The following is a 23969-nucleotide window of genomic DNA, read 5'->3' on the forward strand; positions in this document are numbered from 1 at the left end:
CAAAAAACTAAAATATTACTACAATTGTGTTCTCAAAACAGTAGCTTGAGAACAAGAATGGAGAATCTACAAATATTTGGGAATGCTCCCGCTCTTTCGGGTACTCACGTCATGGTTTCTGACCTCCTTTGAAATAGTTTAAGTATAGCTTATTTCAATAAGAGAAATTCCATTTCCGTATGAAGCAAAACACCACCAAGATCAAATCGGCAAATAGCCTGACGGCGCTATTTGCGATGTTTAGAGCAACAAAAAAAGTACCCGCTTCTGCTTCTTCAGTAAAAAACACCTCCAACCACGGTTTCAATAAATACTTAGAGAAGAAATAGAGAAGAAAACCGGCGGCTGCAATATAAAAAATATTTTTGCCCCATAAAACATAATCCCTGATTCTCATCAAAGAATCTTTCTTTGAGCCTTTTGCATCACAAAAGCCAAAAGCAATGTCGCCTATTTTGTCTCTGACAGTAGCAGAATTCATAAGAAGATATGCGGCTAAAAAAAGGATTATAATTAAAACATCACCGCATATATCCGGCAGGCTGGGTGTATGGAATTCAAAATGATGGCCATGTCTCCTCCAAATTGTAAAACATTAAAAAGAATAAGTATCCGTCTTTATGCGTAACTTCTCCTCCCTTCCGTTCTTTGCCAGCCTCTGTCCTGCCTTTACCACCACATCATTAATCTTGCCCAACGTCTCCTCATCGAGCAATCTTACGTTATCCCTGATGCTTTGCAGCGAATACTTCTTACCCCTCCCAAATACGGCATCTACTCCCATTATCTGGCGAATCAGACTATGGTGATTCACCATATCTTCCAACCTGTCATAATCCGCATCTAATCCCAATCTCACCACTCCTATTACCATTATCTGCCATAACTCCATCCCATTACGCCCTGTCTCTTTCTTCCCACACTTTACCTTTGCTTCCAATACCCTGAATACTTCCTCTCGTAATTCCTCTGTAACAAATATGTATTGTAATGCCCTCAATATCGGCGCTAACTCATCCCTGCTCTTTTCGGGAATTTCTACCTCTGATATTGGTGTGCTTCCAAGTCTCCTTTGCGGCTCGAATCTTTTTCTCATGGCGTGGCAGTTCTCCTTTTGATGACTCTGTTTTTCTGATGTTTTGGGCGAATGTTTGTCTCTTTTCACCCCTTGGTACCCTCGCTTCCCTTATTCTACGCCCTAAGTTTAACATCTACTCACTATACTTTCAACCCTTCATGCAGACACGGCAACGTCAAAGTCACCCTACGAAAGACGCGGATCAAGAATTTGTGCCAAAAGCTCCCGTCAATAGTTGTTTTTGGACTTGTGCTTTCAATGAGCGAACAAAGACCATCTTTGGCTTATTGTGCAGAAGATAGCCTTGTGATGATCTGGCAAAACCGGTTGAATGTCCTAAAAAAATCCATCCTGCGGCCTTATAGCAGACGCCTTTAAAAAAACGAGGATCGACAAAGGTCTCCACAAGCCAGATTGGATGCCCATAGACCTTAGTCCAGTCTTGTGATAAGCGTTTAAGGTTAAGAGAAAGAATACGGGAGGCAAGGTTTGGTACGTGTATCTGAGGAAGGATCAGGAAACGTGAGTTGTTTGCTATGAGTTTCAGTCGTTGCGATTTTAAAAATGGCGGCCATCCAATCCACTTATCGCGAACGGTACATTTTAATGCTGCGGCAGCCCAGCCGATCAAGGCAAGCCATTGTCCCTGTGATTCTGCTACATAGCGAATTGATTCTCCTACGAGAGAATGAAATACAAGGTAATGATGCTGGCGCATCAGTATGTCCCAATTTGCCTGGTCGTTTTGTGAAACAGGACGAACGGTAATTGAACAAAGTAGTTCATTGTGTGTGTTATCGATTGGTGTTGTATGCTGGTTCATGCCCTATAATATAAAATATTTTAGGGGGAATGTCCACGTTTTTTTACATATCTTTGTATATTATGCGCTTATGGAAAACTTTGACAGCGCCGTGACATTATGGGCCATTCCTGTCAGGTTGTTTCTCTTTTAGCTGAAGCCGGGAAAAGTTGTTTTGCTATTCCACTGGTGAGCAGAATTCATAAAGGCGTTGTCTTTTCAAACAGAGACCAAAGAACCTTACTCGACAAAATGGTTTTATTGATTAATTCTCTGGAGCTGAAAGAATTGTTCTACTTTATTGCAGACGCCTATTACGCATCCCATGCTATTATTAATGGCGTAGTTGCCCGGGGCAGCCACTTGATTAGCAGGGTAAGGAGTAATGCCGTTGCATACTTTCCCGTGGAACCGACTCCTGAAAAGAAAGGACGTGGACGACCCAAAAAATATGGTATGAAAGTAAAATTAAAAACATTGTTGAATGATCGCGCATCAATGAAGGAGGCGGAAAGTCCGGTTTATGGAGAGCAAGGCATAAAAATAAATTATAGAACCCTTGATCTGCTTTGGAAACCCGTGGGTATTCTTATTCGATTTGTATTGGTGGATCACCCTCAAAGAGGGAAAATTATTTTAATGAGTACGGATTTAACTATTAATGCAATGGAAATTATCTGCCTGTATGGATTGCGTTTCAAAATCGAAGTGTCTTTCAAACAGGCGCTTAGAACCTTGGGCGCATATGCCTACCATTTTTGGATGAGAAATATGCAGCCAATTAAAAGACGTTCCGGCAATCAACATGTTCACAAAAGAAGCTCTGAATACAGAAATGCAGTTCGCAGAAAACTTGCAGCCTATCACAGACATATACAGGCCGGCGTTATTGCACAGGGGCTTTTGCAATATATTTCTTCAGCATTTCCATCGCTTGTTTGGAATTCCTTCGGGTCATGGTTGCGGACTATGAGGCCGGGAATTTGTCCTTCAGAACAAGTGACGGCCATTGCAATGAGAAATTGCCTTCCTGAATTTCTCGTGGATTCATCTCAAAAGTCAATCCTTACAAAATTTATTCTTGAACGAATCGATTTTTCCAGGGCAGAAGGGGCTCGATTGGTCGCATAGTTGCTTTTACTACACTTTTTAACTATTTTATTTTCACTCACAAGGTATTTTTACTCGTGAGAATGGGATTAGTGCCTACTGTAAAATACGGTACTCTCAAGTTATATATTTTATTATGCTATTAAAAATTAAATGTCAACAGTAAAAAAAACTGAATGTATAGATCGAATCTTCGTTACGTATTTTATTAGTTGAAAGTGTTGCTAAAAAAGCGGAAAAATGTATTGGATATGTGAAAAGTTGTGTGCATTTTAATGATTTCAGCGATCGCTCCAGGTCAGAATTGTCTGTTTGCTGTGCCATAAAATACAGCGAAACAGGGGGAAACTTCCCGGATTAATTTTTGAAATATGGGAAGTGTTCCCCTATTTACTCCAATTTACTCGGGGATAAAAAGCCGGGCAGCCTCTAAAAGATCTTTCACTACGTAGTCTGCCCCAAAGGGCGCATCCGGGTCAGCTTCCTGTTCATGATTTGGATTTATAATGAGCGCCGATTTACAACCGGCTTCTTTGCCAGCAAGAATATCCGCAGGGGAATCACCAATCATTATTGATTGCGACAGGTCGATATTGTATTGTTGTGCAGCATCAAATAACATCTTAGGCCGTGGTTTTCTGCAATCGCAATGCATCCTGTATTGTTCGACTACGCCTTCTGCATGATGCGGACAATAATAGAAGGCATCAACCTCAGCCTTTTCTATGATTAATATTTTTTTCAGTTTTTCATGGGTTTGTATTAAAGATTGTTCGTCAAAATATCCCCTGGCAATACCTGATTGATTTGTTACAACAATAATCAGATAATCATGATCCTTGAAAAGGCGTATGCCTTCAACCGCATGGGGTAATAATTTCAACTGTTCCGGTGAACTTAAATAGGGCGTGTGGACAACTATGGTGCCGTCCCGATCAAGAAATGCGGCTCTTTTCTTTTTCATTCAGGAACATGTCCAAAAATGTCTTTCTCGATAAGAGAACACAAAATATGCCCGATGGTAATATGGCATTCCTGTATCCTTGGCGTGTTTGAGGAAGGTACTTTTATGCAAAAATCTACCTCATTTTTTAAGAGACCCCCACCCATTCCGGTAAAACCCACGGTTATTGCTTTTAAGTCCCGGGCAATTTTGACCGCATTCAGTATATTTTTTGAGTTTCCGCTTGTAGTAAATGCCAGAACAATATCTCCCGCCTTTACCAGCGCCTCTACCTGTCTGGAGAAACACAAGTCATAGCCAAAATCATTTGCAATTGCGGTCATTACAGAACTATCCGTTGTTATGGCGATTGCCGGAAGGGGCCGCCGGTTCATTTTGAACCGGCCTATCATTTCTCCCGCTATATGCTGCGCATCTGCTGCGCTCCCGCCATTTCCCATCAAGTACATAAAGTTGTTATTTTTAAACGCCCTGACGATAACATCGGCAACGTCTCTGACAATCTCAACGTGGGTTGACAATAGTTTTTTTATTGTATCGATACTCTCTTGTAATTGGTATTCAATATCATTCATAAATAGTTCTTGTGTTTTCATATAAATCAGGCTGCCTTTGGCAGCGTTTATTCAGTTGTTGATGCTAATGTAGAGACGCATGCAATGCGTCTCTACAAAAAAGTAAGGTATAACTGCCTGTTTTTTAATGCGTCTGTGTGATTACGCCCTGTAACAATTCATCCCGGGTATGCTTATTAATGATTCTTGAGACAATGTTGGTGGTTGAAATTCCTTCCACTAAAGGAGCCAATACTACCTTGCCTCCGTAGGACTCCACAAACTCCTGCCCCACTACCCCTGCATCTTTCCAGTCTTCGCCTTTTACTAATATTTCAGGTTTTAAGGACGTAATAATGCTCATAGGTGTTAACTCATCGAACAACACCACGTACGAGACGTCTTCTAATGCCGCAAGCATTTTTGCACGCTCGTCCTGAGAAACAATAGGACGGTTAGGCCCCTTCAGTTTTTTTATTGAACTGTCCGTGTTCAGCCCAACCACCAGCAAATCGCCCTGTTTTCTTGCAAACTTAAGATACTCTATATGACCAACATGCAAAATATCAAAACAACCATTTGTAAAAACAACCTTGTCATTTCTCCTTCGGTGTTCTTTTAAAATATTTTCAAGCATTTCAACGGTTTTAATTTTCCCGGATTTCTGATTCCCTTCGCTTGCAAGTTCATTAAGTATTTCGTCTTTACTTACCGGAACAACGCCAATTTTCCCGACTTCAATTCCTGCCGCGATATTTGCCAGCAATGTGGCTTCCTCAAAACTATAACCCTCCCCGAGCACCAGGCCAAACATGCTAAGCACCATATCGCCGGCGCCGGTTACATCATACACCGCTTTTGGAGTAGTAGGGAATACCCTTCCTTCGCCTTTTTTATGATAAAGAAACATGCCTTCTCTGTCTATAGTGATAACGCAATACTCCAATTCCAGGTCAGAGACAAATTTACCCGCAGCCCTATGCAAACTCTCACTGTCGGTAATTTTGATTCCGGTAGCACATTCTGTCTCATGCCTGTTTGGAGTAACGGCGGTAACCCCTCTATAGCAGGAGTAATCTCCCGAAAGTTTTGGATCTGCAATTACTACTTTTTTGTGTTCCCGGCAAAGATGAATTATAGCCTTCAGTAGCGAATCAGAAAGCAAACCCTTGTTCATATCCGATATCAGGACAGTATCACAGTCCTTTATCTTTTCGCTCAGATAACCATTTAATTGTTGTTCTTTCTCTTTGGAAATGTAGTGGGTTTTTTCATAATCAACACGTAATAATTGTTGTATGCCTTTTCCTGCAGTTTGTAGATGTCCCATTAAACGCATCTTCATTGTTGTTGGACGGCTATTGTCAACAATGACCCCGTCAACGTCACATTTCATATTTTTAAGTATTTGCAAAAGAATAGTGCCATACGAATCATCTCCAATAACTCCGCACGCAAGCACCTGTGCCCCTAACATTTTTAAATTTGCAATAACGCTCCCCGCGCCGCCGGGCCGTATATCTTCTGAAGAAACGTTAATTACAGGTATAGGCGCCTCCTGTGATATGCGCCTGACCTCACCCCAAACATACTTATCAAGCATCAAATCCCCGATAACCAGGATTTTCGGGGATCCCAAATGTGAAACGATATGAAAAAGCTTATCCATAATATATTTAAAACTCCGGCAAAATACACGTTATATACTAGTAAGTATCCGCAATAATTTCCGTGGGATTTTCTTCCAGGAAATAGGACAACTTAACATTAAGAGACGCCGATAATTTATCAAGCGTATTAAGAGATGCAGCGATTTGACCGTTTTCAATCTGTGATAATAAGCTTGGAGACAGACCTGTCCGGTTTGCTAATTGCTTTTGGGTGATCTTTTTACTTTTCCTCAAAAACTTAAGCTTTTTCCCGACATCGCTCTTCAGTTTATCCTTCGAATTTTTGATAAGACAGTACGTCTTTTGTGCATTATGTAAAGCCTTTCTCAAGTCATTTAAGTCGAATGGTTTTTTTAAGTAATCAAATGCATCGAGTTTCATCGTTTCAACTGCCGTCTTAAAAGAGGGATAACCGGTCAATATAATAACACAAATATTCTGGAACCTTGATTTTATCTCTTTAAGCAACTCGGTACCGCTTATTTGCGGCATTTTTAAATCCAAAATGACGATGTTAAATCTGTCTTGTTCCAGGACGTTTATGGCCTCTGAAGGCATTGTAATGCCTTTGGCGGTGTAACCCTCTTCGCTTAAAAATTTGGTTAAATATAAATTATAGTCAACATCATCATCTACAACCAATACCTTTACGCCTTTATCCATCGTATGTCACCTTTTCAAAGTTTGTGGGTAAATTAATTTCAAATTTTGCGCCTTTTCCCACGTCGCTTTTCACATGAATAGCGCCATTATGCCTTTTTATAATGCCATAAGTAATGGACAACCCCAGCCCGGTCCCTTTCCCTACTTCTTTGTCCGTAAAAAACGGGTCAAAGACTCTTGAAAGCTGGTTTTCCGGAATACCTTTACCGGTATCCTCAAAAGTAATAGTAATGGTATTTTTATTTTTAATGCCCGTTGTTATGGAGATGGTATCGCCGGAATCCGTTGCATCATCCGCATTAATCAGCAGGTTCATTATAACCTGTTGTAATTGCTCCGCAAATCCTTTAATTTTCGGTAGCCGGGAAGATAATTTCAAAATAATTTTCTTATTTTTTTTCGTGAACGGTTCTATAATAAGAGCGACGGTGTCCTTTATAATTTTATTAATATTGGCAGGCCTTGGTTGTTCGTTTCCTTCAAAATGCGATAATTCCAGCAGGGAATTAACAATCCTTTCTATCCTTTTAGCCACCTTTTGCATCGTTTTAAATTCTTTTATTGTTTCATTGCTAAATCCCTTTTTTCTTTCAAGAAAGCCTTGTGTCATACCCGAAATGATTGCAAGGGGGGTATTGATTTCGTGGGCGACGCCTGCCGCAAGCCTTCCGATGGATATCAATCTATCCGAATGTATTAACTGCTGCTGTAATTTTTTTTGCCGTTCTTCTTCCCGTTTTTTTTCCGTTATATCCTGAATCAGTTCCAGCACCTGAACAACATTTCCCTCCTTATCGAAAATCGGAGAACTGATCACATTGCAAAATTTCTTTTTATTATGGTTATAAACCATGCGCTCTGTCTGGTTAATTTTTGCCGTTTTAAATACTTTAAACGAAGGGCACTCAACAGGGTCTTCCTCAAAATTGCAAAAGGTATCAAAACAGGTATGATTTACTATATTTTTGCCGAGGGGATGATTATTGATTAATCGTTTGTTTGCCCAGCGAATTTTTTTGTCTTTGCCGATAACGAGGAGGTCTGCCCCGATTTGACTTACAATATCATCCAGTTTCTCCTTTTCCCTTTTCAATTCCAGCTCCAGGTTCTTCCTTTCGGTTATATCCCGAAAATGTGCCAACATATAGATAATATCATTTCTTTCTCTAACGGCAATAATATCCAGTTCCATTACCAATATCTGCTTATTTTTGCTGATTACCTCAATTTCAGTTGTCGGCGCCTTCTTATTGACTGCCATCGATAGCAGTGAGATAACCGTTCTTTTTGATGGTATGGTCAGGAAATCAAAGACATACTTATTTACAAGCTCTTCCATCTGATATCCGATAATTTCTTCCTCGCGCCTGTTCACCGTAAGTATCTTTCCATTCAAATCTACCATCATCATTGAATCTGCCGCATAGTTAAACAACATCTTGTATCGTTCTTCCGAGGTTTTAATCCGGCTGAATAAAATAGTGTTTTCAAGTACTATTGCAAGCTGAGGCGCTATCTGCCAAAGATAGAAATAGCACTGTTCGTCAAAACTGTTGAGCTCCTTGGCGCCAAATGTGATTGCCCCAAGCACTTTTCCCTTAAGTATCAGGGGAAAACCCAGCCGTGAAAGTATTCCTTCGTTATGCAATACCTTATCAGTCCAGAAATGCCCGGTGCTCGTATCATTCACTATGATGGGCTTGCCGGTTTGAATAATTTTTTCCAAAAGGCTGCCACCCATGGGAAATGATTCCCCTGCATTAATTTCACTAAAATCATACTTTTTTGCCAGCGCAAACACCTGAAACCATTGACCTTGTTCATTTGAAATAATTAAGCAGGCGCGAACAAATGGAATAATCTTTTTCAGTTCGCTGCATACCATTGAAAAACTCTCACGAATGTCAATGCTGGTAGCAATCGATTTGTTTATATTATTGATAATCTCTTTATCGAATAGCGTCTTTTTCAGATTCCATTCCAACTGTTGTTTGTAAAGCGCATTCTCAACCGTCTTTTTCAGGTAATCGGCGTCAAAAGGTTTCAAAATATAGTCAACCGTGTCCATGCATAGTTCTTTGATTACCTTACCAACCTTTGCCCGATCAACCATAACGATAACATTTGTATCCGGCAAGGCATTCTTCGTACTTTTTACTGACAAAAACTCATGTTCATCGCACAGACAGAGGTCGAACAAAACCAAATCAATGTTATATTTCTTTATTAAGAGAACAACATCCTTGCCGTGACATGCCATGTAAATAAGATATCCGCATTTTAAGAGCATTTCTTTGAGTGAATTACCTGCCGGATATTCGTCATCATTATCGTTGACAACGATAAGAATTTTTCGGACTTTTTCCATAGAAAACGCAACTGACTAATATCTTGTAAATACTTTCATAATAAAAATTTATTAACGTCGCTCATCTTAATATCATAAAAAATCTATGTCAAGAATAAAGAATCCCACCGCGCGCCGGAGATTAATTATAGTCAAACAAATAGTAACACTTCCGTTTTAGAAAAACGTAAGAGCGAGAGACGAGGGACGAAAGACGAGAGACGAAAGACGAGAGACGAAAGACGAGAGACTAAGGACGAGAGACGAGGGACGAAGGAGGTCTATCATCCGTCGTCCCTACACTATGCGCCAAACTTTTTCAAAAAACTAAAGTGTTACAATAAATCTGTTTTTAGAAAGCTATTTTATTGCCAAATTTCTAAAATCGTATTTGTTTGGCTATATTTAAATATATTGCCGAAAAGGCGCCATTTTCCATGAACTTTCCTCTCTTTTATTTTGTTTACAAAGGATATGCTTGTCCAATCTTGCTTCTAAAACAATTGACAAGCCCTGCATTCTTATGTAATATTTTCGGATTATAATTTAATTGTGGATTTTATCAGCAAAAGGAATTTTATCATGAAGGTTAAACTGGGCAGATTAGTTACATTGCGAACAATGTTCCTGTTAGGACTGTTTGTAAGTGTTTTTGTTATTTTTGCGACAGAAAAATGCGTTCTGGCACAACATTCAGGCGGTGGTATAATTGATACCTCCAGACAGCCAGGGGAAAAACCGCCCAGCTTCCATCAGTCCTTTGCCCCATATAGCGGTACCGTTCCAATACCATGGATGGACGAAAAACCAAATGCTGTCTCCATTAAAGTAACTGATATTATCACTTATGAAATTCCCGTGGACGAAAAAAAGATTACGGGAAATAAATTATCCTTTAATGATCTTGAATTAAAAGAGGTTAAAAATAGTTCCGAAATAAATTTTCACCAGGTAGATTGTCATTTTTTTAAAGTGATAAAGCAAACGCAAGTGCGAAAGGCAGAAGGGTTGATTTGTGTAAGAGAGCGGGAAGGCACACAATATTGGTTATCTGACGATAAAAAATATATCGAATGGGGAAAGTGGTCAAACTGGAAACGGAAAAAACCGGGTGAAGTCGAGGCTGAGATAACAGAGGATTAAATTAACCGCAGATTTTGAAGAATCATGCATGCCTTTAAATAAATAATGGTATACAGCTATATTACATACAACATTAGTTTTCTATACACCTCAAAATAACATTTCAATTGTAGCGAATATCTATCATTTCTGAATGGGGGTCTTTTCTTTGAAATCTTTTTATCTGGCAACGTTTTCTGTTATCCTCAACTTATTTTTATGTAATATTCTTTTCTCTCAAAGCACGGATAGGAATAATTTAGAAAATACGCCAATAACAGAAGAAAATACGTCTAAAAACAGGATGTGTCCTGAATGCAGCAGAATATATCCCGGAGACGTAAGCTTTTGCAGTATTGATGGCAAACAGCTTATCGAGTATACCGCGGCAGATCTTATATGCCCGACATGCAAAGAAAAGGCAGCGCCAGGAGAAAAATTCTGCAAAAAAGATGGCATGCCTTTGATTGTTCAACCTCTTACAGAGCAGAAGGACCCCGAAGGAAACATTGTTAATCTTACCCCAGCCGAAATAGCACGAAAGATACAAACCCACATAGAAGAAGGAAACCGGTTTAAAAATGAAGAAAAATATACCGATGCGCTAAATGAATTTAAACAGGCGGTATTTTTACATCCGGATAATATAGGAATACACTTTAACCTCGGTGGTATTTACTGGAAATTAGAAAATCAAAAATTGGCATTGTTTCACATGGATACATGCAGAGACTTATTAGAAATGCTGCCTGAAGAGAAAAAAAATCAGGAAAATTATCAAAAGATAAGTCAGGATATATATCTCTATATATATAAGCTGGAAAAAGGGCTTTTGCCTGAGGAAAAACAGAAGCGCGAAGCGCTAGTTTTGGAAAAAAGAAACAAAAAAATGAGCGCAGCGCTGGAGAAAAACCGTGACAAATGGAGTGAAATGGTTTTAATTCCCGCAGGAAAATTTGTTATGGGGTCAGGTGGTGAAGAATTTATTCCCGAGGAATCACCAATACACGAAGTATATTTAGATGCATATTATATCGATAAATATGAAGTCACAAACGCATTATACTGGGAATTCGTACGATATATAAAAGAAACGGGAGACCACAGCAAATGCCACCCGGAAGAGCCAAAAGATAAAAACCATGTGCCAGGTACTGTGCATACAAACTGGGACTATCCCTATTATGATTATCCCGGTTATCCCGTATCCCGTGTTGACTGGTATGATGCGTATGCGTACGCTGCCTGGGCGGGGAAGAGACTTCCCACGGAAGCAGAGTGGGAGAAAGCCGCAAGAGGAACTGACGGGCGCAGATACCCATGGGGGAATGTTTGGGATGCAACATTGGCAAATGTAGGGCCTAGTGGATCCCTGATTGTAGGTAGTTATGATATTGGAAAAAGTATTTACGGATGCTATGACGTTATTGGCAGCCTCTCAGAATGGTGCAATGATTGGTACCATGCCGAATATTACCACAAAAGTCCAAGTATGAATCCAAAAGGCCCTGATTACAGCACAGGGGTGAGAATTATCAAAGGTGCTTCCCTCTTTGCCCCCTACGCCTATAAAATGAGATGTGCTGTCAGAATGTTTGGTAAGCCGGAAGACAGGAATAAGAGCATTGGGTTTCGTTGCGCAAAAGACTATGTTCCTGAAGACGAAGAAAACAAGGCAAAATAGCCACAGAAAAGATTTTTGCAATATAGTTTCAGTCCCTTCCATTAAATCCACACATAAGAATTTATCCCCAACCTCTCTCGCCAGATGGGGAAATGCAAAAAGTTCCTATTGTGAGGGTATTTAGGGGCGGGATAATTATTACAGATTTTTCGGCAACACGTTTTAATCAAAAATAAATACACGCCCCTTATACCTCCATCAATTTTCCATGTCAGACATAAAAAAATTAATTTATTCCGTAAAAACCATAAGCAGTTGCACTTTTTTAAGCCGCATACTGGGGCTTGGAAGGGATATTATCTGTGCCAGTATTTTTGGAACAGGCCTCGTATGGGACGCCTTTACCGTCGCCTTTAAAATTCCCAATCTCTTTAGGCGTTTATTTGGAGAGGGCGCCCTTAGCGCTGCTTTTATACCGGTATTCACCGAACATATAGAAAAGCACGGAGAACGGGAGGCCTGGAAATTTGCAAATATTGTCATAACGTTACTCATTATCATCTTAGGGGGGATTGTATTCATAGGTGAAGGATCTTTTTTTGTGGTTCCAAAACTATTCAACATTCATGAAAAATGGCAGTTAATTTTTAAATTACTAATAATCTTGTTTCCTTATGTTTTTTTTATTTGCATTGTCGCTTTTATGGGAGCAATATTAAACACGGTTCGCCATTTTTTCATCCCCGCATTTGCCCCCATGATTCTTAATATATGCTGGATAAGCGGGGCATTTGTATCCTTTTATACGGGGAATGTGACCGAGAAAATGGTCTTTACAGTGGCAATTGCCATCCTTTTTTCGGGCATTATCCAGATGTATGTCCATCTGCCCTTTCTCAGGCAGAAAGGTTTTAATTACCGTCCATCATTCCAATTTACACACCCAGGCTTAAAATCGGTTTTTACACGAATGGCCCCCATCGTCTTCGGGTTGGCAATCGTACAGCTTAATGTTTTACTTGACAGTATAATTGCCGTTGGATTTGCCTCAACTAGTGATGGGCAGGGCTCTTTTGCTTTTGCCGGAATGAACATACCGTTTCCCCTGAAAGTCGGGGCAGCATCCGTGCTGTATTACAGCGACAGATTAATCCAGTTTCCTTTGGGAGTTTTCGGCGTTGCCATGGCTACCGCAGTCTTTCCTTTTTTTTCCACATATGCGGCAAGAGAAGACTGGGAAAACTTTTCAAGAACCTTCAACAAAGCTTTAAAATTCATTCTCTTTATGGGTATTCCTGCATCGATTGGTATTATCATGCTCCGGGAACCTATTGTGAGCCTGCTTTATAAAAGAAACCAATTTGACGCCGAATCGGCATTAAGAACATCTCGCGTCATCTTGTTTTATGCTATCGGCATATGGGCGTATTGTGGTCTACATGTACTGATCAGGGCATTTTATTCTCTCAAAGATACGGTTACTCCCGTCAAAATCGGTACATTGTGTGTCGGCTTAAACCTGGTGTTGAATATTTCGCTCATCTGGACTTTACAAGAAGGGGGTCTGGCCCTTTCCACTTCAATTAGCGCCATAATACAAATAATTATATTAACCCTGATATTGCAAAAAAAACTAAGTATAAAAATACAAAAAGAAGTTTTTGTCTCTCTTGTAAAAACGATAATCATCTCAGTTGCGATGGGGTTTGTATGCTTTTTTACGCTAAAAATGCTTCCTTATTCAGAGGAAAACACCTCGCTTTACTTTAAGGGAATACGGCTTTTCATTCCAATGTTGACCGCGAGCGCTACTTTTGCTGTCGCTTCTTTCTTAATCAAATCAGAAGATTTCAGAAATCTCATTAAAGGAGTATTGAAAAAGCCATAACAGTACTTTTATCATAATATTTACCGATTATGCAGTTTCAATCTCGTTTCCAGTCTCCAGCCTGGAAACGAACGTTTTTATTTTTTCAAAAAATTGGGTATGAATAAATTACAGTTAACTTCAATTACCGAATTAGATTTATCTGAATCGGTGGAACTTTGCCGCTCATTGGGAGAGCCTTCTTACAGGGGGAAGCAAATTCTTTCATGGATGTATAAAAAAGGCGCAACGGATTTTAATCAAATGTCCGATATTCCCCTGCCGTTTCGAGAAAAGCTTGAAGAAGCACACAATGTTTTTCAAACCAAAATACACACAATAAACACCTCGCAAGACGGTACAGAAAAATTTCTGATCCATTTGCCGGACAACAACTTAATTGAATGTGTGCTTTTAAGAGACGGTAAGAGGAGGACGGCATGTGTTTCAACGCAGGTTGGTTGTGCTATGGGGTGTAGTTTTTGTGCAAGTGGTGTATTAGGACTTACCAGAAACCTTAAAACCGGGGAAATAATCGAACAAGTTCTACATATCAAAAACCACCTCCCCGCAAATGAACACATTACCAATATTGTCTTTATGGGAATCGGAGAGCCACTGGCCAATTATGATAAGGTGGTCAAGTCTCTCAGAATTATGAATGCTGATTGGGGTCTGGCGATAGGTGCCAGAAATATCACTATTTCAACCGTTGGCCTGATAGAAGGAATCAGAAGATTGGCAAAGGAAGGGCTCAAAGTAAATCTTGCTATTTCTCTTCATGCATCGAATGATAATACAAGAAATAAACTCGTCCCATCAAACAGTAAAACAGGGATTAAAAACATCCTGGGTGCTGCGCAGGAATACTTTAATGCTACCCATAGAGATATTAGTTTTGAATATACCATGATTGACGGCATTAATGATTCAAAACAGGATGCCAAATTACTTGCACAAATATTAAAAGGAGTTCAGTGCAACGTTAATATTCTTCCTGTAAATCCAATAAAGGAAGGCAATTTTGCCCCCCCGGTACAAAAAACAGTGGAAACATTCTGCACCGTGCTAAAAAATCATGGCATCGTCGCCACGGTTCGTCAAAGAAGAGGAATTAACGTAAATGCTGCATGTGGACAACTTAGGCTACAAATTCAAAAGCATTGTCATGGAGAAAAGATATTACATACACCACCGTCATTGTTTCTCCCCGCAAATTATAAATAAAAGTGTGAAAGATACGGATATCGTGTTTTTCTTTGCGGCAAAGACATATCAAACAGATACATTTTCCTCTTCAAAGTTAAAAAAAAAGATTGTTGTATTTTATCTAATAACATGATAATTATTATGAATGAATTTAAGAGAGATACTAACCCCTGCGTTTGCCCCATGCTAATGATTTACAACAACCATCTTACAGAAAAGGGGCAAAAATTGGGGGTTAATCAACAGATTTATTTACTGACGTAGAAATATTTCTTGTAAATAAAAAGTATTATAAGAACATCATTTTCTGGCAAAATAAAAGGGATGCAAACTTTTACAAAAAAAAGAGCATCATTAGGAAGGAGGTGGGGGGGAAACTTGATATTTCTTTATTTAAGGAATTTTTAATACTTTTAATCACATTATTTTGTTTTTTCAAGGAGGTTTTTTATGCATGCAAAAGTAGATGCAGATACTTGTACAGGATGTGAACTTTGCGTACAAACATGTCCTGAAATTTTTTATATGAACGGTGATCTCGCCGAAGCGAAGGATATTGAAGTGCCTTCTGAGTATGAAGATACCTGTAGACAGGCAGCGGAAGAATGTCCCGTAGAGGCCATCAGCCTCGATTAGTTTCTAAACAAAAAGAGACCCTAAATAATGTATTCAATTTTTAGGGTCTCTTTCTTTTCTTTGTTCGCTCAAACATTCAGTAGCGGCCTTCTCCCTATGCGGCGTCTCCTATTTAAAATAGCACGCCCTCCCTTTGTCCGCATTCTTTTTCTAAAACCGCACATTCTCTTACGTTTTATCGAACTTTTCCTAATTCTTACTTTCATAATCTATCTCTCCTTAAATCAAAATTAACAGGACTATATTATCGTATTAGCTGTTTTATTGTCAAGGAATTTTATGTAAAAATAATACGGGAGTATCTGGTTTTTTAACCATGGATTTTTGTTGCAGAATAGTCGTAAATTCTTATTGACATTGATCTTTTGAATTGATACTATGTTCAAACTAGTCATAAGTGGCATGCCTAGAAGTTAGTTAAGATTAGGTCACAGCCTTTCAGTAATCCCCTAAACCCGAGAAAGAGATAATTTTTTTATTTTTAACGTATTCGCTCAGTTAAATACTTCTATAGGTTGCCAGTAATATACTTACCGTTATAATTAAGGAGATATGTAATGCAAACAACGACAAAAAGGGATCTGTGCGAAAAGATTGCCAGGAAAACAGACAACACGCATATGGTGGTAAAAAAGACAATTCAAATGTTTTTGGATGAAATTATAGGGGAGCTTTCACAGGGTAATCGCATTGAATTGCGCGACTTCGGCGTCTTTGAAATTCGCCAGCGTGCGGCACGCAAGGCAAGAAACCCAAGAACCGGAGAAGTTGCTTTTGTACCGTCAAAAAATGTCGTTGTGTTCAAGGTTGGAAAACTCATGCGGGAAAAAGTTGGCAACTCACCACAAACACAACCCCCGGCACAATAAATATATTGGAGCTTCCATGTTTAAACAAACACAAGTAAAAGAAGCAGGTATCATAAAACGTATTAACGGCAACAGAACTACCATCGAATTACTAAAACAAACAGCGGAGAACTGTAAGAGTTGCAGTGGTTGTGCAGAGGTAAAAAGTAGTCCGCACTATTTGGAAGTTGAAACAGTTCCCGGCACAAAGGAAGGGCAATTGGTAGTTACGCAAAAAACAATCCATTCACCTTACAAAAGTATAATACTCGTGTTTGTCTTTCCCTTAATTAGTTTAATAGCGGGTAGTTACGTAGGGCAAAATTACAACTTTTTTGGTATAACATCAAAAGACATAAGAATTATAGTTTGTGGATTTATTTTTTTTATATCTTCATTGGTTATAGCAGCTATTTACGACAAAATGTCAAAAAGTAAAACAACCACACCTCAAAAAATCATTCCTTATAATCTCCACAATAGCTACGACACCATTTTTAAATAGATTCCACTCCTTATGTTTAAATTTAAAGCCAAGGATAAATGAAAAGGTGTTGTAATAATCAGGACAAAGACCCTTTTGCATTGCAAGGTTTGAATAAGACAAAAAACATTTTAAAGACTTCACAATGAAAAACAAAATAGCAAAACAATTTTTGAAATGGGCTGGTGGCAAAACGCAACTCATTAACGAAATAAAGAAGTCGTTGCCATACGATATTACTAAATCAAGATTTACTTACCTTGAGCCATTTGTAGGAAGTGGTGCTGTTTTATTTTGGATACTCAACAACTTTCCAAAGTTAGAGAAAGCGGTTATCAATGACATTAACGAAGACTTGATAAACACTTACAGAGTCATTGCCACAAAACCCGAAGAGCTTATTTCAATTCTGCAAATCCTGCAAAATGAATATCACAATCTTGACAGCAAACAAGAAGAAAGAAAAGAGTACTACTATCAGAAAAGAGAATTGTACAATACAAGAAAGGAAGAAAAAAGCAGCCAAGCTGCTTTATTTATCTTTCTGAATCGCACTTGCTTTAACGGGCTATACAGAGTAAACAGTAAGAATTTATTCAATGTACCGATGGGTAGTTATAAAAAACCTACTATCTGTGATGGTAAAAACATTTTATCTGTAAGTAATCTTTTGCAAAAAGTTGAAATCCTTTGTGGTGACTACGAAGCGACATTAGATAAAGCGACAAACAATTCATTCTTCTATTTCGATCCACCGTACAAACCATTAAGCGAAACATCAAGTTTTAACTCATACGCAAAAGACGAATTCAATGATGAAGAACAAATAAGACTGAAAAACTTTTGTTCTAAATTAAATGTACTTGGTCATCAATGGATTTTGAGCAATTCTGATGTTAAAGGAAAAAATTCTGCTGATAATTTTTTTGATGATTTGTATAGTGATTTTACGATTTTAAGAGTTGATGCCAGAAGAAGTATTAATGCTAATCCTGAAAAAAGAGGTTCCTTAAAAGAATTATTAATTACAAACCAATAAAATACAGAATGTCTGAACAATTTAAACTATTCTTATCACTACTAAGTGAAACAAATGCAACCCTTGATTATTTTACTGATTTCAAAAAAATAACTTCAAACATCAATAAAATTTCAATAAAGCTGCATCAACTAAACTACCTTATCGGTAAAAAGGATTTAAAACAAGCTGTTAATGAACTTTATGAGGAAAATAAAGGTGTTTTTCAAGTACTTGATGTATTAATCGCAGTTAGAAAAAAAGACAAAAAGAAAGTCATTAATAATGAAGGTAAAATCGTTCTTCTCGAAACCTATTTTGAATCTGCTGAGAAGATACTTGAATATATTAAAGACACTGGCTTAGCTGAAGTTTTTAAAAACTGTAAAATCGCGAACCTTGTCGATTATGTTTTTGGTATTGAAGTCGGTTTAGATACAAATGCAAGAAAAAATAGAGGCGGTGATAAGATGGAAAAAGCAGTTGCTTTGATTTTCGATAACGCAAAGATTTTCCATAAAAAGCAGGTCAACATTACTGATTTTCCTGAAATTCTAAGTTTAGGTGAAGATTTAAAATGTTTTGATTTTGCAATAAAAACCAAGAGAAAAACATATTTGATCGAAGCGAATTTTTACAATAGTACAGGTTCTAAACTTAATGAAACAGCAAGGTCATATTCTGATGTTGCATCCAAAATTAATCAATGCAATAATTTTGAATTTGTTTGGATCACCGACGGTCAGGTTTGGCGTTCAGCCGCAAACAAGCTACAAGAAGCATTCAGTGTCATTCCAAGTATGTATAATCTTGCTACACTTCATTTATTCATTGAAAAACTGAACAAAGAAAAAACTGTTTCTTTTTAAGTATGGTATGTTCACATTTCAAATCCGAAGATAAAAACTTATATTTACTTCATGGAGATACAATGGTTCTCTTGTCTTAATTTGAACATAAATTTGATATGGCTTTTACATGTCCACCATATTTTATATCTAACAACGGACTTTTCAATTCAAAGTGGTAAAATCGTGAGCGTAAATAAAGGTTAATTGGATAAATCAGGTGGCTTCGAATGATTCAAAAAACATCGAAAAATCCAAGTTTGATAACAGAATTTTGTACCCTTTGTAACTCTGAGGTAAAGCATGCATTATCTTCTCATTTTAAAGAATCTCACAGCATAAAGTTGCTTGAAGAATCTATTCTAACTGATGTTGACAACGGTATGCCGGAAGTAGAAATTGGAAGAAAATATGGAATCACCTTCCGCTATTTAGAAAAACTTATAACACAAAGCAAGGGTATTAATGTTGGTTTTATTAAGCATAAAAAAATAAAGACTTTTGAGCCAAAAGATTTTAGCGAAGAAACCACAACAGTTTGGAGTTTTAAAAGCAGGGGTAATTGGGCAACACACAGTGGAGAGTACAGGGGCAACTGGTCTCCTTACATTCCACGTAATGTAATTCTTAAATATTCAAAACCAGGAGAAACTGTCCTGGACTTCTTTTGCGGAGTTGGTACTACTGCAATAGAAACAAAATTGTTGGGTAGAAAATGTATTGCCATTGATATTAATGATACGGCTATAGCTTTAGCGAAAAAAAATGTTGATTTTAAAGTTCCGGTAATAGAACCACTTTTCCAGCATAGCCAGCACAGCCAATATAAAATATATGAACCAGAATTGTTTGTGGGAGATGCGCGGAATCTATCATTTTTGAAAAATAATTCTATCGATCTCATTTGTGCCCATCCTCCTTATGCAAATATTATTCATTATACAGATTCCAAAGAGGGTGATTTATCCAGTCTTGATACGGAACTTTTTTTGAAAGAAATGGATAAAGTTGCTAAAGAAAGTTATAGAGTATTAAAACCAGGCAGGCAATGTGCTATTCTTATTGGAGATACGAGGAAGAAAAAGCATGTGATACCACTAGGGTTTAACCTTATAAATGTCTTTTTGAATGCAGGGTTTAAAATTAAAGAACTAGTAATAAAGCGCCAGCATAATTGCAAAACAACTGGTTTTTGGTATACAAACAGTATTAAGTTTAACTTTCTTTTATTAGCTCACGAATACCTGCCTATTTTTGAAAAACCTATTATAGAAGCAGATGAAGTTAAAGAAGATTATGTTGAATATGGTTTTTTAAGACACTATCAAAAAAAACCGAAGCTTGAGAAAAAACTGGAGGAACTTGAAACTTCAACGGTTTGGATATTTGCAGAGGATAATTTTGAAAAATTATTAAATAAAAATGTTATTGACAGATATACAAGAGAAGATGGATATAAAGTAATTGATATTGGGTTAGATTCTGCGAAAACATCGCTTCTTTCTCATCAAAGAAAGAAAAATCTATTATTTGTCAAGTCCTCCTGTTTGGATAAAAAAGAATATTCCGGTTCCGACATCACTTTGTATCTAAAACAATTAAAAGATGTTTTGCAAAATGAATTGCCGTATATAAACGAAGGTGGACATTTTGTTGTCCAGACAAAAGACGTAAGAATTGGTAAATTTGTAGAACCTTTGGCAAAGTATACTGTTGATTCAGTGAAATTTACAGAATTTGTCATTAAAGAAATTATTGTTGTTACCACCGAAAACCGAAAAATTGTTCAAAAAGAAAATATGTCAGATTTACATACCTCGCACCAGTATTTACTAGTTTACAAAAAGAAAGATTAGCTGCTATGGAATACTTAGAAAAATTTATGTCATTTAATAAGGATGGTAAGAAGGTCCTCCCTTTGAAGGTATTTGAAATAAATGGTGGTTTTATTGTAGGTGTATATCAAGGTTTAATAAGTAAATACGATATTCTCATTAAATACAGACAAAATGTAAGAGATCCGTGGACCAGAATCAGAACACCAAAACATATTCACTGGACAGCAGATATATTAATAAAGCTTTATGCTGATAGGGAAAAAACCCAGGAATTTCTCGATTTCTTAATTAATGTTTGGAATCAAACGAAACCATTCAAAAACAATGAGGAACGAGAAAAATTTTTAAGTATAGAAAATTTATTATATGTTAATCAAAAAGAGATTTGCAGATTAGCACAGATAAAAAACTTCCTTAATTTTCTCCTATCTGCGGATTATTTATTTTCATCCTCCTTTGAAATAATTTAAGTATAGCTTATTTCAATAAGAGAAATTCCATTTCCGTCTGAAGCAAAACAATGGATGTTTCATTCCACTTTTTCTAAGTCTCTCGATCAAGTTAAATCAATATCTAACTTTTAACTCTTGCAAGCTAACCCATTCTGATGCGAAATTTACAATATGAATACTTTCAGCACATTTTTTAAAGCCTTATTAAACAACTCAAATATATCCTTATCACGGGATTTATATATCGATGAAATAAAATATATTATTTCTAAAATAAACGAATATTTTTACACAAATTATAAGGGTATTGGAGATACAAATATTTTAGATGTTGAGTTTGAATATTTCTCCGAATTTCATAAATTCTGGGAGAAATATCATAAGCAGATACTAAATCCACAGATTGATGATAGTCAATGTTCGAATGTTGCAGAAGTGTTACACGATATTTTTACCAAATATGGAAGGACGCTTTTTTATGAATTATATAGCACGTGTTCTCTAACACCTGAAAAAATTTGTAAAATACGGTATTTTTCTGCCAATCAGGATTTTAGAGGTTCAAGAAAATTTGAAGATTTATTTAAACGGTATAAAGACGACCCAAGTATTTTTGATACAAATAACATTAATCAAAACCCAGAAGATTTCTTAAGAAATATTGGAATAACAAGCCTTTCGCAAAATGATAAACGAGTCAAATATGCAATTACAGCTTCTAAACTCTTAATTGACAATAGAATTGAACCTTATGAACTGTTGTCATTTTGCCAGAATGATATAGAAAAGGTAAGAACCCTTTTGATAAACAATCGGGGTTCTGGTTTTGGTAATAAAAAGACGGACATGTTCTTAAGGGATATGGTTGTCTTAGGAGTTTGGAAGAATCCAAAAAATTTTGATAAAATTGATGTTGCGAGTGACATAAATACTGTAAAAGTTGCCCTAAGAAGCAGAATTTTAAAAACCGATATTGTTTTAATAAGCAGCTTTCTGGATGTTTTTTGCTATCAATACACCCTCATTGACAATATGAATGCATTGGCATGGCGGAGAGTTTGGGAAATATGGAATAACAAATATCCAAAAGAGTGCATCGCTAGCCCCAGCCTGATTGATTATTTCATTTACAGGATTATAGGGAAAGAATTCTGCAAAGAATCATTATGCATTTTTAAATGCGAAACAGAAAATCATACTTTTAAATGGCATTCAGGGAGGAATAAGACCTGCCAAATATGCTTCAGAAATAAAGTAAAAAGTAAGGCTCATGTAATAAATAAGGTATTGCCATGCACAGATAATGAAGGCTATTTAGTAATTGAAAATTCTGGTTTTGTTTCTGGCAATAATTCCTTACTTCCGAATCTAAAAGAATGCCCTTTTGAAATTGTCTGTAAGCCTAAAACCGATATTTTTAAAAAGCTTAATCCGCCTACATCTATCAGCATTTTTGGTCAGACTGGATGGGATAAGGCTAGAACAAGAGTTGGTGAAGGCGGTGGTGGAATAATGTCGTAAGCAGTTGTATAAAAATATATTCATTCATAAATACACACATAGGTCACAGCCTTTCATTAATCCCCTAAACCCGAGAAAGAGATAATTTTTTTATTTTTAACGTATTCGCTCAGTTAAATACTTCTATAGGTTGCCAGTAATATACTTACCGTTATAATTAAGGAGATATGTAATGCAAACAACGACAAAAAGGGATCTGTGCGAAAAGATTGCCAGGAAAACAGACAACACGCATATGGTGGTAAAAAAGACAATTCAAATGTTTTTGGATGAAATTATAGGGGAGCTTTCACAGGGTAATCGCATTGAATTGCGCGACTTCGGCGTCTTTGAAATTCGCCAGCGTGCGGCACGCAAGGCAAGAAACCCAAGAACCGGAGAAGTTGCTTTTGTACCGTCAAAAAATGTCGTTGTGTTCAAGGTTGGAAAACTCATGCGGGAAAAAGTTGGCAACTCACCACAAACACAACCCCCACCGCAATAAATGTATTGGAGTTTCCATGTTTAAACAAACACAAGTAAAAGAAGCGGGTATCATAAAACGTATTAACGGCAACAGAACGACCATCGAATTACTAAAACAAACAGCGGAGAACTGTAAGAGTTGCAGTGGTTGTGCAGAGGTAAAAGGTAGTTCGCAATATTTGGAAGTTGAAACAGTTCCCGGCACAAAGGAAGGGCAATTGGTAGTTACGCAAAAAACAATCCATTCACCTTACAAAAGTATAATACTCGTGTTTGTATTTCCATTAATTAGTTTACTAGTGGGTAGTTACGTAGGGCAAAATTACAACTTTTTTGGTATAACATCAAAAGACATAAGAATTATAGTTTGTGGATTTATTTTTTTTATATCTTCATTGGTTATAGCAGCTATTTACGACAAAATGTCAAAAAGTAAAACAACCACACCTCAAAAAATCATTCCTTATAATCTCCACAATAGCTACGACACCATTTTTAAATAGATTCCACTCCTTATGTTTAAATTTAAAAGGAGAAGGATATTTGATTGAAGCATTAGTTGTTGCATGTCTCTAATTATTTAAGACTTAGTTCTTATTTTGATTAATGTTGTTTTTGTATGTGGTAATGCTTTCTCAGCAACCAAAAAGAGACCGGTTGCAAAAGAACTTCCACATCGTTCCTTTTGCAACCGGTCTTTTTTATCGTCAAGATGTTCACAAAATGTGAATTTTATACAGGGTGGCACTGACACAAACTATGTTTATCCGTTACGAACGACAGTGAAAGAATCGTAAGTCTTTTTAGAACAATAGATTGTTTCGGGCCCCCCCTCACAAAGGTATTTAT

The 23969-nt window shown here is 37.3% G+C and carries 22 protein-coding genes and 3 pseudogenes; 16 read left to right on the top strand and 9 right to left on the bottom strand.

Annotation, left to right across the window (positions count from 1 at the left end; genetic code table 11):
- Positions 1-154: 154 nt before the first annotated feature.
- From KSMBR1_RS04060 to KSMBR1_RS04070, 3 genes and pseudogenes are all read right to left on the bottom strand, one after another.
- Positions 155-481, bottom strand: coding sequence for a hypothetical protein (locus KSMBR1_RS04060; protein WP_099324182.1), 327 nt, complete (start codon positions 479-481; stop codon positions 155-157).
- A gap of 123 nt (positions 482-604) precedes the next feature.
- Positions 605-1096 (bottom strand): annotated as a pseudogene (locus KSMBR1_RS04065) (ISNCY-like element ISCku10 family transposase); the annotation flags it as partial.
- A gap of 184 nt (positions 1097-1280) precedes the next feature.
- A complete protein-coding gene (locus KSMBR1_RS04070; protein WP_099324183.1) occupies positions 1281-1901 on the bottom strand; it encodes a Druantia anti-phage system protein DruA in 621 nt (206 codons plus the stop codon).
- Positions 1902-1997: 96 nt separating this feature from the next.
- Between KSMBR1_RS04070 and KSMBR1_RS04075 the strand changes: the two are divergent.
- Positions 1998-3011 (top strand): annotated as a pseudogene (locus KSMBR1_RS04075) (IS4-like element ISCku4 family transposase); the annotation flags it as partial.
- Between the two features lie 379 nt (positions 3012-3390).
- Here the strand turns inward: KSMBR1_RS04075 and KSMBR1_RS04080 are convergent.
- The 5 genes from KSMBR1_RS04080 to KSMBR1_RS04100 all read right to left on the bottom strand — a co-directional run bounded on the left by KSMBR1_RS04080 (position 3391) and on the right by KSMBR1_RS04100 (position 9209).
- A complete protein-coding gene (locus tag KSMBR1_RS04080) occupies positions 3391-3954 on the bottom strand; it encodes a D-glycero-alpha-D-manno-heptose-1,7-bisphosphate 7-phosphatase (protein WP_099324184.1) in 564 nt (187 codons plus the stop codon).
- A complete protein-coding gene (locus KSMBR1_RS04085) occupies positions 3951-4550 on the bottom strand; it encodes a D-sedoheptulose-7-phosphate isomerase (RefSeq protein WP_230405764.1) in 600 nt (199 codons plus the stop codon). Before KSMBR1_RS04085 ends, KSMBR1_RS04080 begins: the two co-directional genes overlap by 4 nt.
- Positions 4551-4653: 103 nt before the next feature.
- Positions 4654-6177, bottom strand: a complete 1524-nt coding sequence (gene rfaE2, locus KSMBR1_RS04090) for a D-glycero-beta-D-manno-heptose 1-phosphate adenylyltransferase (protein WP_099324186.1) — start codon at positions 6175-6177, stop codon at positions 4654-4656.
- Positions 6178-6214: 37 nt separating this feature from the next.
- Positions 6215-6841: a response regulator gene (locus KSMBR1_RS04095; protein WP_099324187.1), complete on the bottom strand. Its 627-nt coding sequence runs from the start codon at positions 6839-6841 to the stop codon at positions 6215-6217.
- On the bottom strand, positions 6834-9209 hold the full coding sequence (locus KSMBR1_RS04100) for a PAS domain S-box protein (RefSeq protein WP_099324188.1): 2376 nt from the start codon (positions 9207-9209) through the stop codon (positions 6834-6836). Before KSMBR1_RS04100 ends, KSMBR1_RS04095 begins: the two co-directional genes overlap by 8 nt.
- Before the next feature lie 561 nt (positions 9210-9770).
- Here KSMBR1_RS04100 and KSMBR1_RS04105 point away from each other — a divergent pair.
- The 5 genes from KSMBR1_RS04105 (at position 9771) to KSMBR1_RS04125 (ending at position 15646) form a co-directional block, all read left to right on the top strand.
- Positions 9771-10331, top strand: a complete 561-nt coding sequence (locus KSMBR1_RS04105) for a hypothetical protein (RefSeq protein ID WP_099324189.1) — start codon at positions 9771-9773, stop codon at positions 10329-10331.
- Between the two features lie 148 nt (positions 10332-10479).
- Positions 10480-11994, top strand: coding sequence for an SUMF1/EgtB/PvdO family nonheme iron enzyme (locus KSMBR1_RS04110; RefSeq protein ID WP_169703784.1), 1515 nt, complete (start codon positions 10480-10482; stop codon positions 11992-11994).
- Positions 11995-12202: 208 nt separating this feature from the next.
- Positions 12203-13822, top strand: a complete 1620-nt coding sequence (murJ, locus tag KSMBR1_RS04115) for a murein biosynthesis integral membrane protein MurJ (RefSeq protein WP_099324191.1) — start codon at positions 12203-12205, stop codon at positions 13820-13822.
- A gap of 99 nt (positions 13823-13921) precedes the next feature.
- Complete coding sequence (gene rlmN / locus KSMBR1_RS04120) at positions 13922-15028, top strand: dual-specificity RNA methyltransferase RlmN (protein WP_099324192.1); 1107 nt, start codon at positions 13922-13924, stop codon at positions 15026-15028.
- Positions 15029-15460: 432 nt separating this feature from the next.
- Positions 15461-15646, top strand: a complete 186-nt coding sequence (locus KSMBR1_RS04125; RefSeq protein WP_099324193.1) for a ferredoxin — start codon at positions 15461-15463, stop codon at positions 15644-15646.
- A 68-nt stretch (positions 15647-15714) separates the two neighbouring features.
- Here KSMBR1_RS04125 and KSMBR1_RS04130 read toward each other — a convergent pair whose 3' ends face one another.
- Positions 15715-15852, bottom strand: a complete 138-nt coding sequence (locus KSMBR1_RS04130) for a large ribosomal subunit protein bL34 (RefSeq protein WP_099324194.1) — start codon at positions 15850-15852, stop codon at positions 15715-15717.
- Positions 15853-16203: 351 nt separating this feature from the next.
- Here KSMBR1_RS04130 and KSMBR1_RS04135 point away from each other — a divergent pair, with 351 nt between their 5' ends.
- From KSMBR1_RS04135 to KSMBR1_RS04175, 10 genes and pseudogenes are all read left to right on the top strand, one after another.
- Complete coding sequence (locus tag KSMBR1_RS04135) at positions 16204-16515, top strand: HU family DNA-binding protein (RefSeq protein ID WP_099324195.1); 312 nt, start codon at positions 16204-16206, stop codon at positions 16513-16515.
- A gap of 16 nt (positions 16516-16531) precedes the next feature.
- A complete protein-coding gene (locus KSMBR1_RS04140; protein ID WP_157820373.1) occupies positions 16532-16999 on the top strand; it encodes a SoxR reducing system RseC family protein in 468 nt (155 codons plus the stop codon).
- A gap of 124 nt (positions 17000-17123) precedes the next feature.
- Complete coding sequence (locus KSMBR1_RS04145; RefSeq protein ID WP_099324197.1) at positions 17124-18017, top strand: DNA adenine methylase; 894 nt, start codon at positions 17124-17126, stop codon at positions 18015-18017.
- A gap of 8 nt (positions 18018-18025) precedes the next feature.
- Complete coding sequence (locus KSMBR1_RS04150) at positions 18026-18865, top strand: type II restriction endonuclease (RefSeq protein ID WP_099324198.1); 840 nt, start codon at positions 18026-18028, stop codon at positions 18863-18865.
- A 2-nt stretch (positions 18866-18867) separates the two neighbouring features.
- Positions 18868-19048: pseudogene (locus tag KSMBR1_RS23125) on the top strand (site-specific DNA-methyltransferase); the annotation flags it as partial.
- 257 nt (positions 19049-19305) lie between these two features.
- A complete protein-coding gene (locus KSMBR1_RS04155; protein ID WP_420886555.1) occupies positions 19306-20700 on the top strand; it encodes a TRM11 family SAM-dependent methyltransferase in 1395 nt (464 codons plus the stop codon).
- 5 nt (positions 20701-20705) lie between these two features.
- Entirely contained in the window at positions 20706-21152 is a 447-nt protein-coding gene (locus KSMBR1_RS04160; RefSeq protein ID WP_099324199.1) for a hypothetical protein, read from the top strand.
- A gap of 153 nt (positions 21153-21305) precedes the next feature.
- Positions 21306-22655: a hypothetical protein gene (locus KSMBR1_RS04165; RefSeq protein ID WP_197705326.1), complete on the top strand. Its 1350-nt coding sequence runs from the start codon at positions 21306-21308 to the stop codon at positions 22653-22655.
- Positions 22656-22827: 172 nt separating this feature from the next.
- Complete coding sequence (locus tag KSMBR1_RS04170; protein ID WP_099324200.1) at positions 22828-23139, top strand: HU family DNA-binding protein; 312 nt, start codon at positions 22828-22830, stop codon at positions 23137-23139.
- Positions 23140-23155: 16 nt separating this feature from the next.
- Positions 23156-23623: a SoxR reducing system RseC family protein gene (locus KSMBR1_RS04175; RefSeq protein WP_157820374.1), complete on the top strand. Its 468-nt coding sequence runs from the start codon at positions 23156-23158 to the stop codon at positions 23621-23623.
- Positions 23624-23969: the final 346 nt, after the last annotated feature.

The organism is Candidatus Kuenenia stuttgartiensis (assembly GCF_900232105.1).
Lineage (GTDB): Bacteria > Planctomycetota > Brocadiia > Brocadiales > Brocadiaceae > Kuenenia > Kuenenia stuttgartiensis_A.

Coding starts and splice junctions, on each gene's coding strand:
- KSMBR1_RS04060 (WP_099324182.1), bottom strand. CDS start 481: ATGAATTCTGCTACTGTCAGAGACAAAATAGGCGACATTGCTTTTGGC.
- KSMBR1_RS04070 (WP_099324183.1), bottom strand. CDS start 1,901: ATGAACCAGCATACAACACCAATCGATAACACACACAATGAACTACTT.
- KSMBR1_RS04080 (WP_099324184.1), bottom strand. CDS start 3,954: ATGAAAAAGAAAAGAGCCGCATTTCTTGATCGGGACGGCACCATAGTT.
- KSMBR1_RS04085 (WP_230405764.1), bottom strand. CDS start 4,550: ATGAAAACACAAGAACTATTTATGAATGATATTGAATACCAATTACAA.
- rfaE2 (WP_099324186.1), bottom strand. CDS start 6,177: ATGGATAAGCTTTTTCATATCGTTTCACATTTGGGATCCCCGAAAATC.
- KSMBR1_RS04095 (WP_099324187.1), bottom strand. CDS start 6,841: ATGGATAAAGGCGTAAAGGTATTGGTTGTAGATGATGATGTTGACTAT.
- KSMBR1_RS04100 (WP_099324188.1), bottom strand. CDS start 9,209: ATGGAAAAAGTCCGAAAAATTCTTATCGTTGTCAACGATAATGATGAC.
- KSMBR1_RS04105 (WP_099324189.1), top strand. CDS start 9,771: ATGAAGGTTAAACTGGGCAGATTAGTTACATTGCGAACAATGTTCCTG.
- murJ (WP_099324191.1), top strand. CDS start 12,203: ATGTCAGACATAAAAAAATTAATTTATTCCGTAAAAACCATAAGCAGT.
- rlmN (WP_099324192.1), top strand. CDS start 13,922: ATGAATAAATTACAGTTAACTTCAATTACCGAATTAGATTTATCTGAA.
- KSMBR1_RS04125 (WP_099324193.1), top strand. CDS start 15,461: ATGCATGCAAAAGTAGATGCAGATACTTGTACAGGATGTGAACTTTGC.
- KSMBR1_RS04130 (WP_099324194.1), bottom strand. CDS start 15,852: ATGAAAGTAAGAATTAGGAAAAGTTCGATAAAACGTAAGAGAATGTGC.
- KSMBR1_RS04135 (WP_099324195.1), top strand. CDS start 16,204: ATGCAAACAACGACAAAAAGGGATCTGTGCGAAAAGATTGCCAGGAAA.
- KSMBR1_RS04140 (WP_157820373.1), top strand. CDS start 16,532: ATGTTTAAACAAACACAAGTAAAAGAAGCAGGTATCATAAAACGTATT.
- KSMBR1_RS04145 (WP_099324197.1), top strand. CDS start 17,124: ATGAAAAACAAAATAGCAAAACAATTTTTGAAATGGGCTGGTGGCAAA.
- KSMBR1_RS04150 (WP_099324198.1), top strand. CDS start 18,026: ATGTCTGAACAATTTAAACTATTCTTATCACTACTAAGTGAAACAAAT.
- KSMBR1_RS04160 (WP_099324199.1), top strand. CDS start 20,706: ATGGAATACTTAGAAAAATTTATGTCATTTAATAAGGATGGTAAGAAG.
- KSMBR1_RS04165 (WP_197705326.1), top strand. CDS start 21,306: ATGAATACTTTCAGCACATTTTTTAAAGCCTTATTAAACAACTCAAAT.
- KSMBR1_RS04170 (WP_099324200.1), top strand. CDS start 22,828: ATGCAAACAACGACAAAAAGGGATCTGTGCGAAAAGATTGCCAGGAAA.
- KSMBR1_RS04175 (WP_157820374.1), top strand. CDS start 23,156: ATGTTTAAACAAACACAAGTAAAAGAAGCGGGTATCATAAAACGTATT.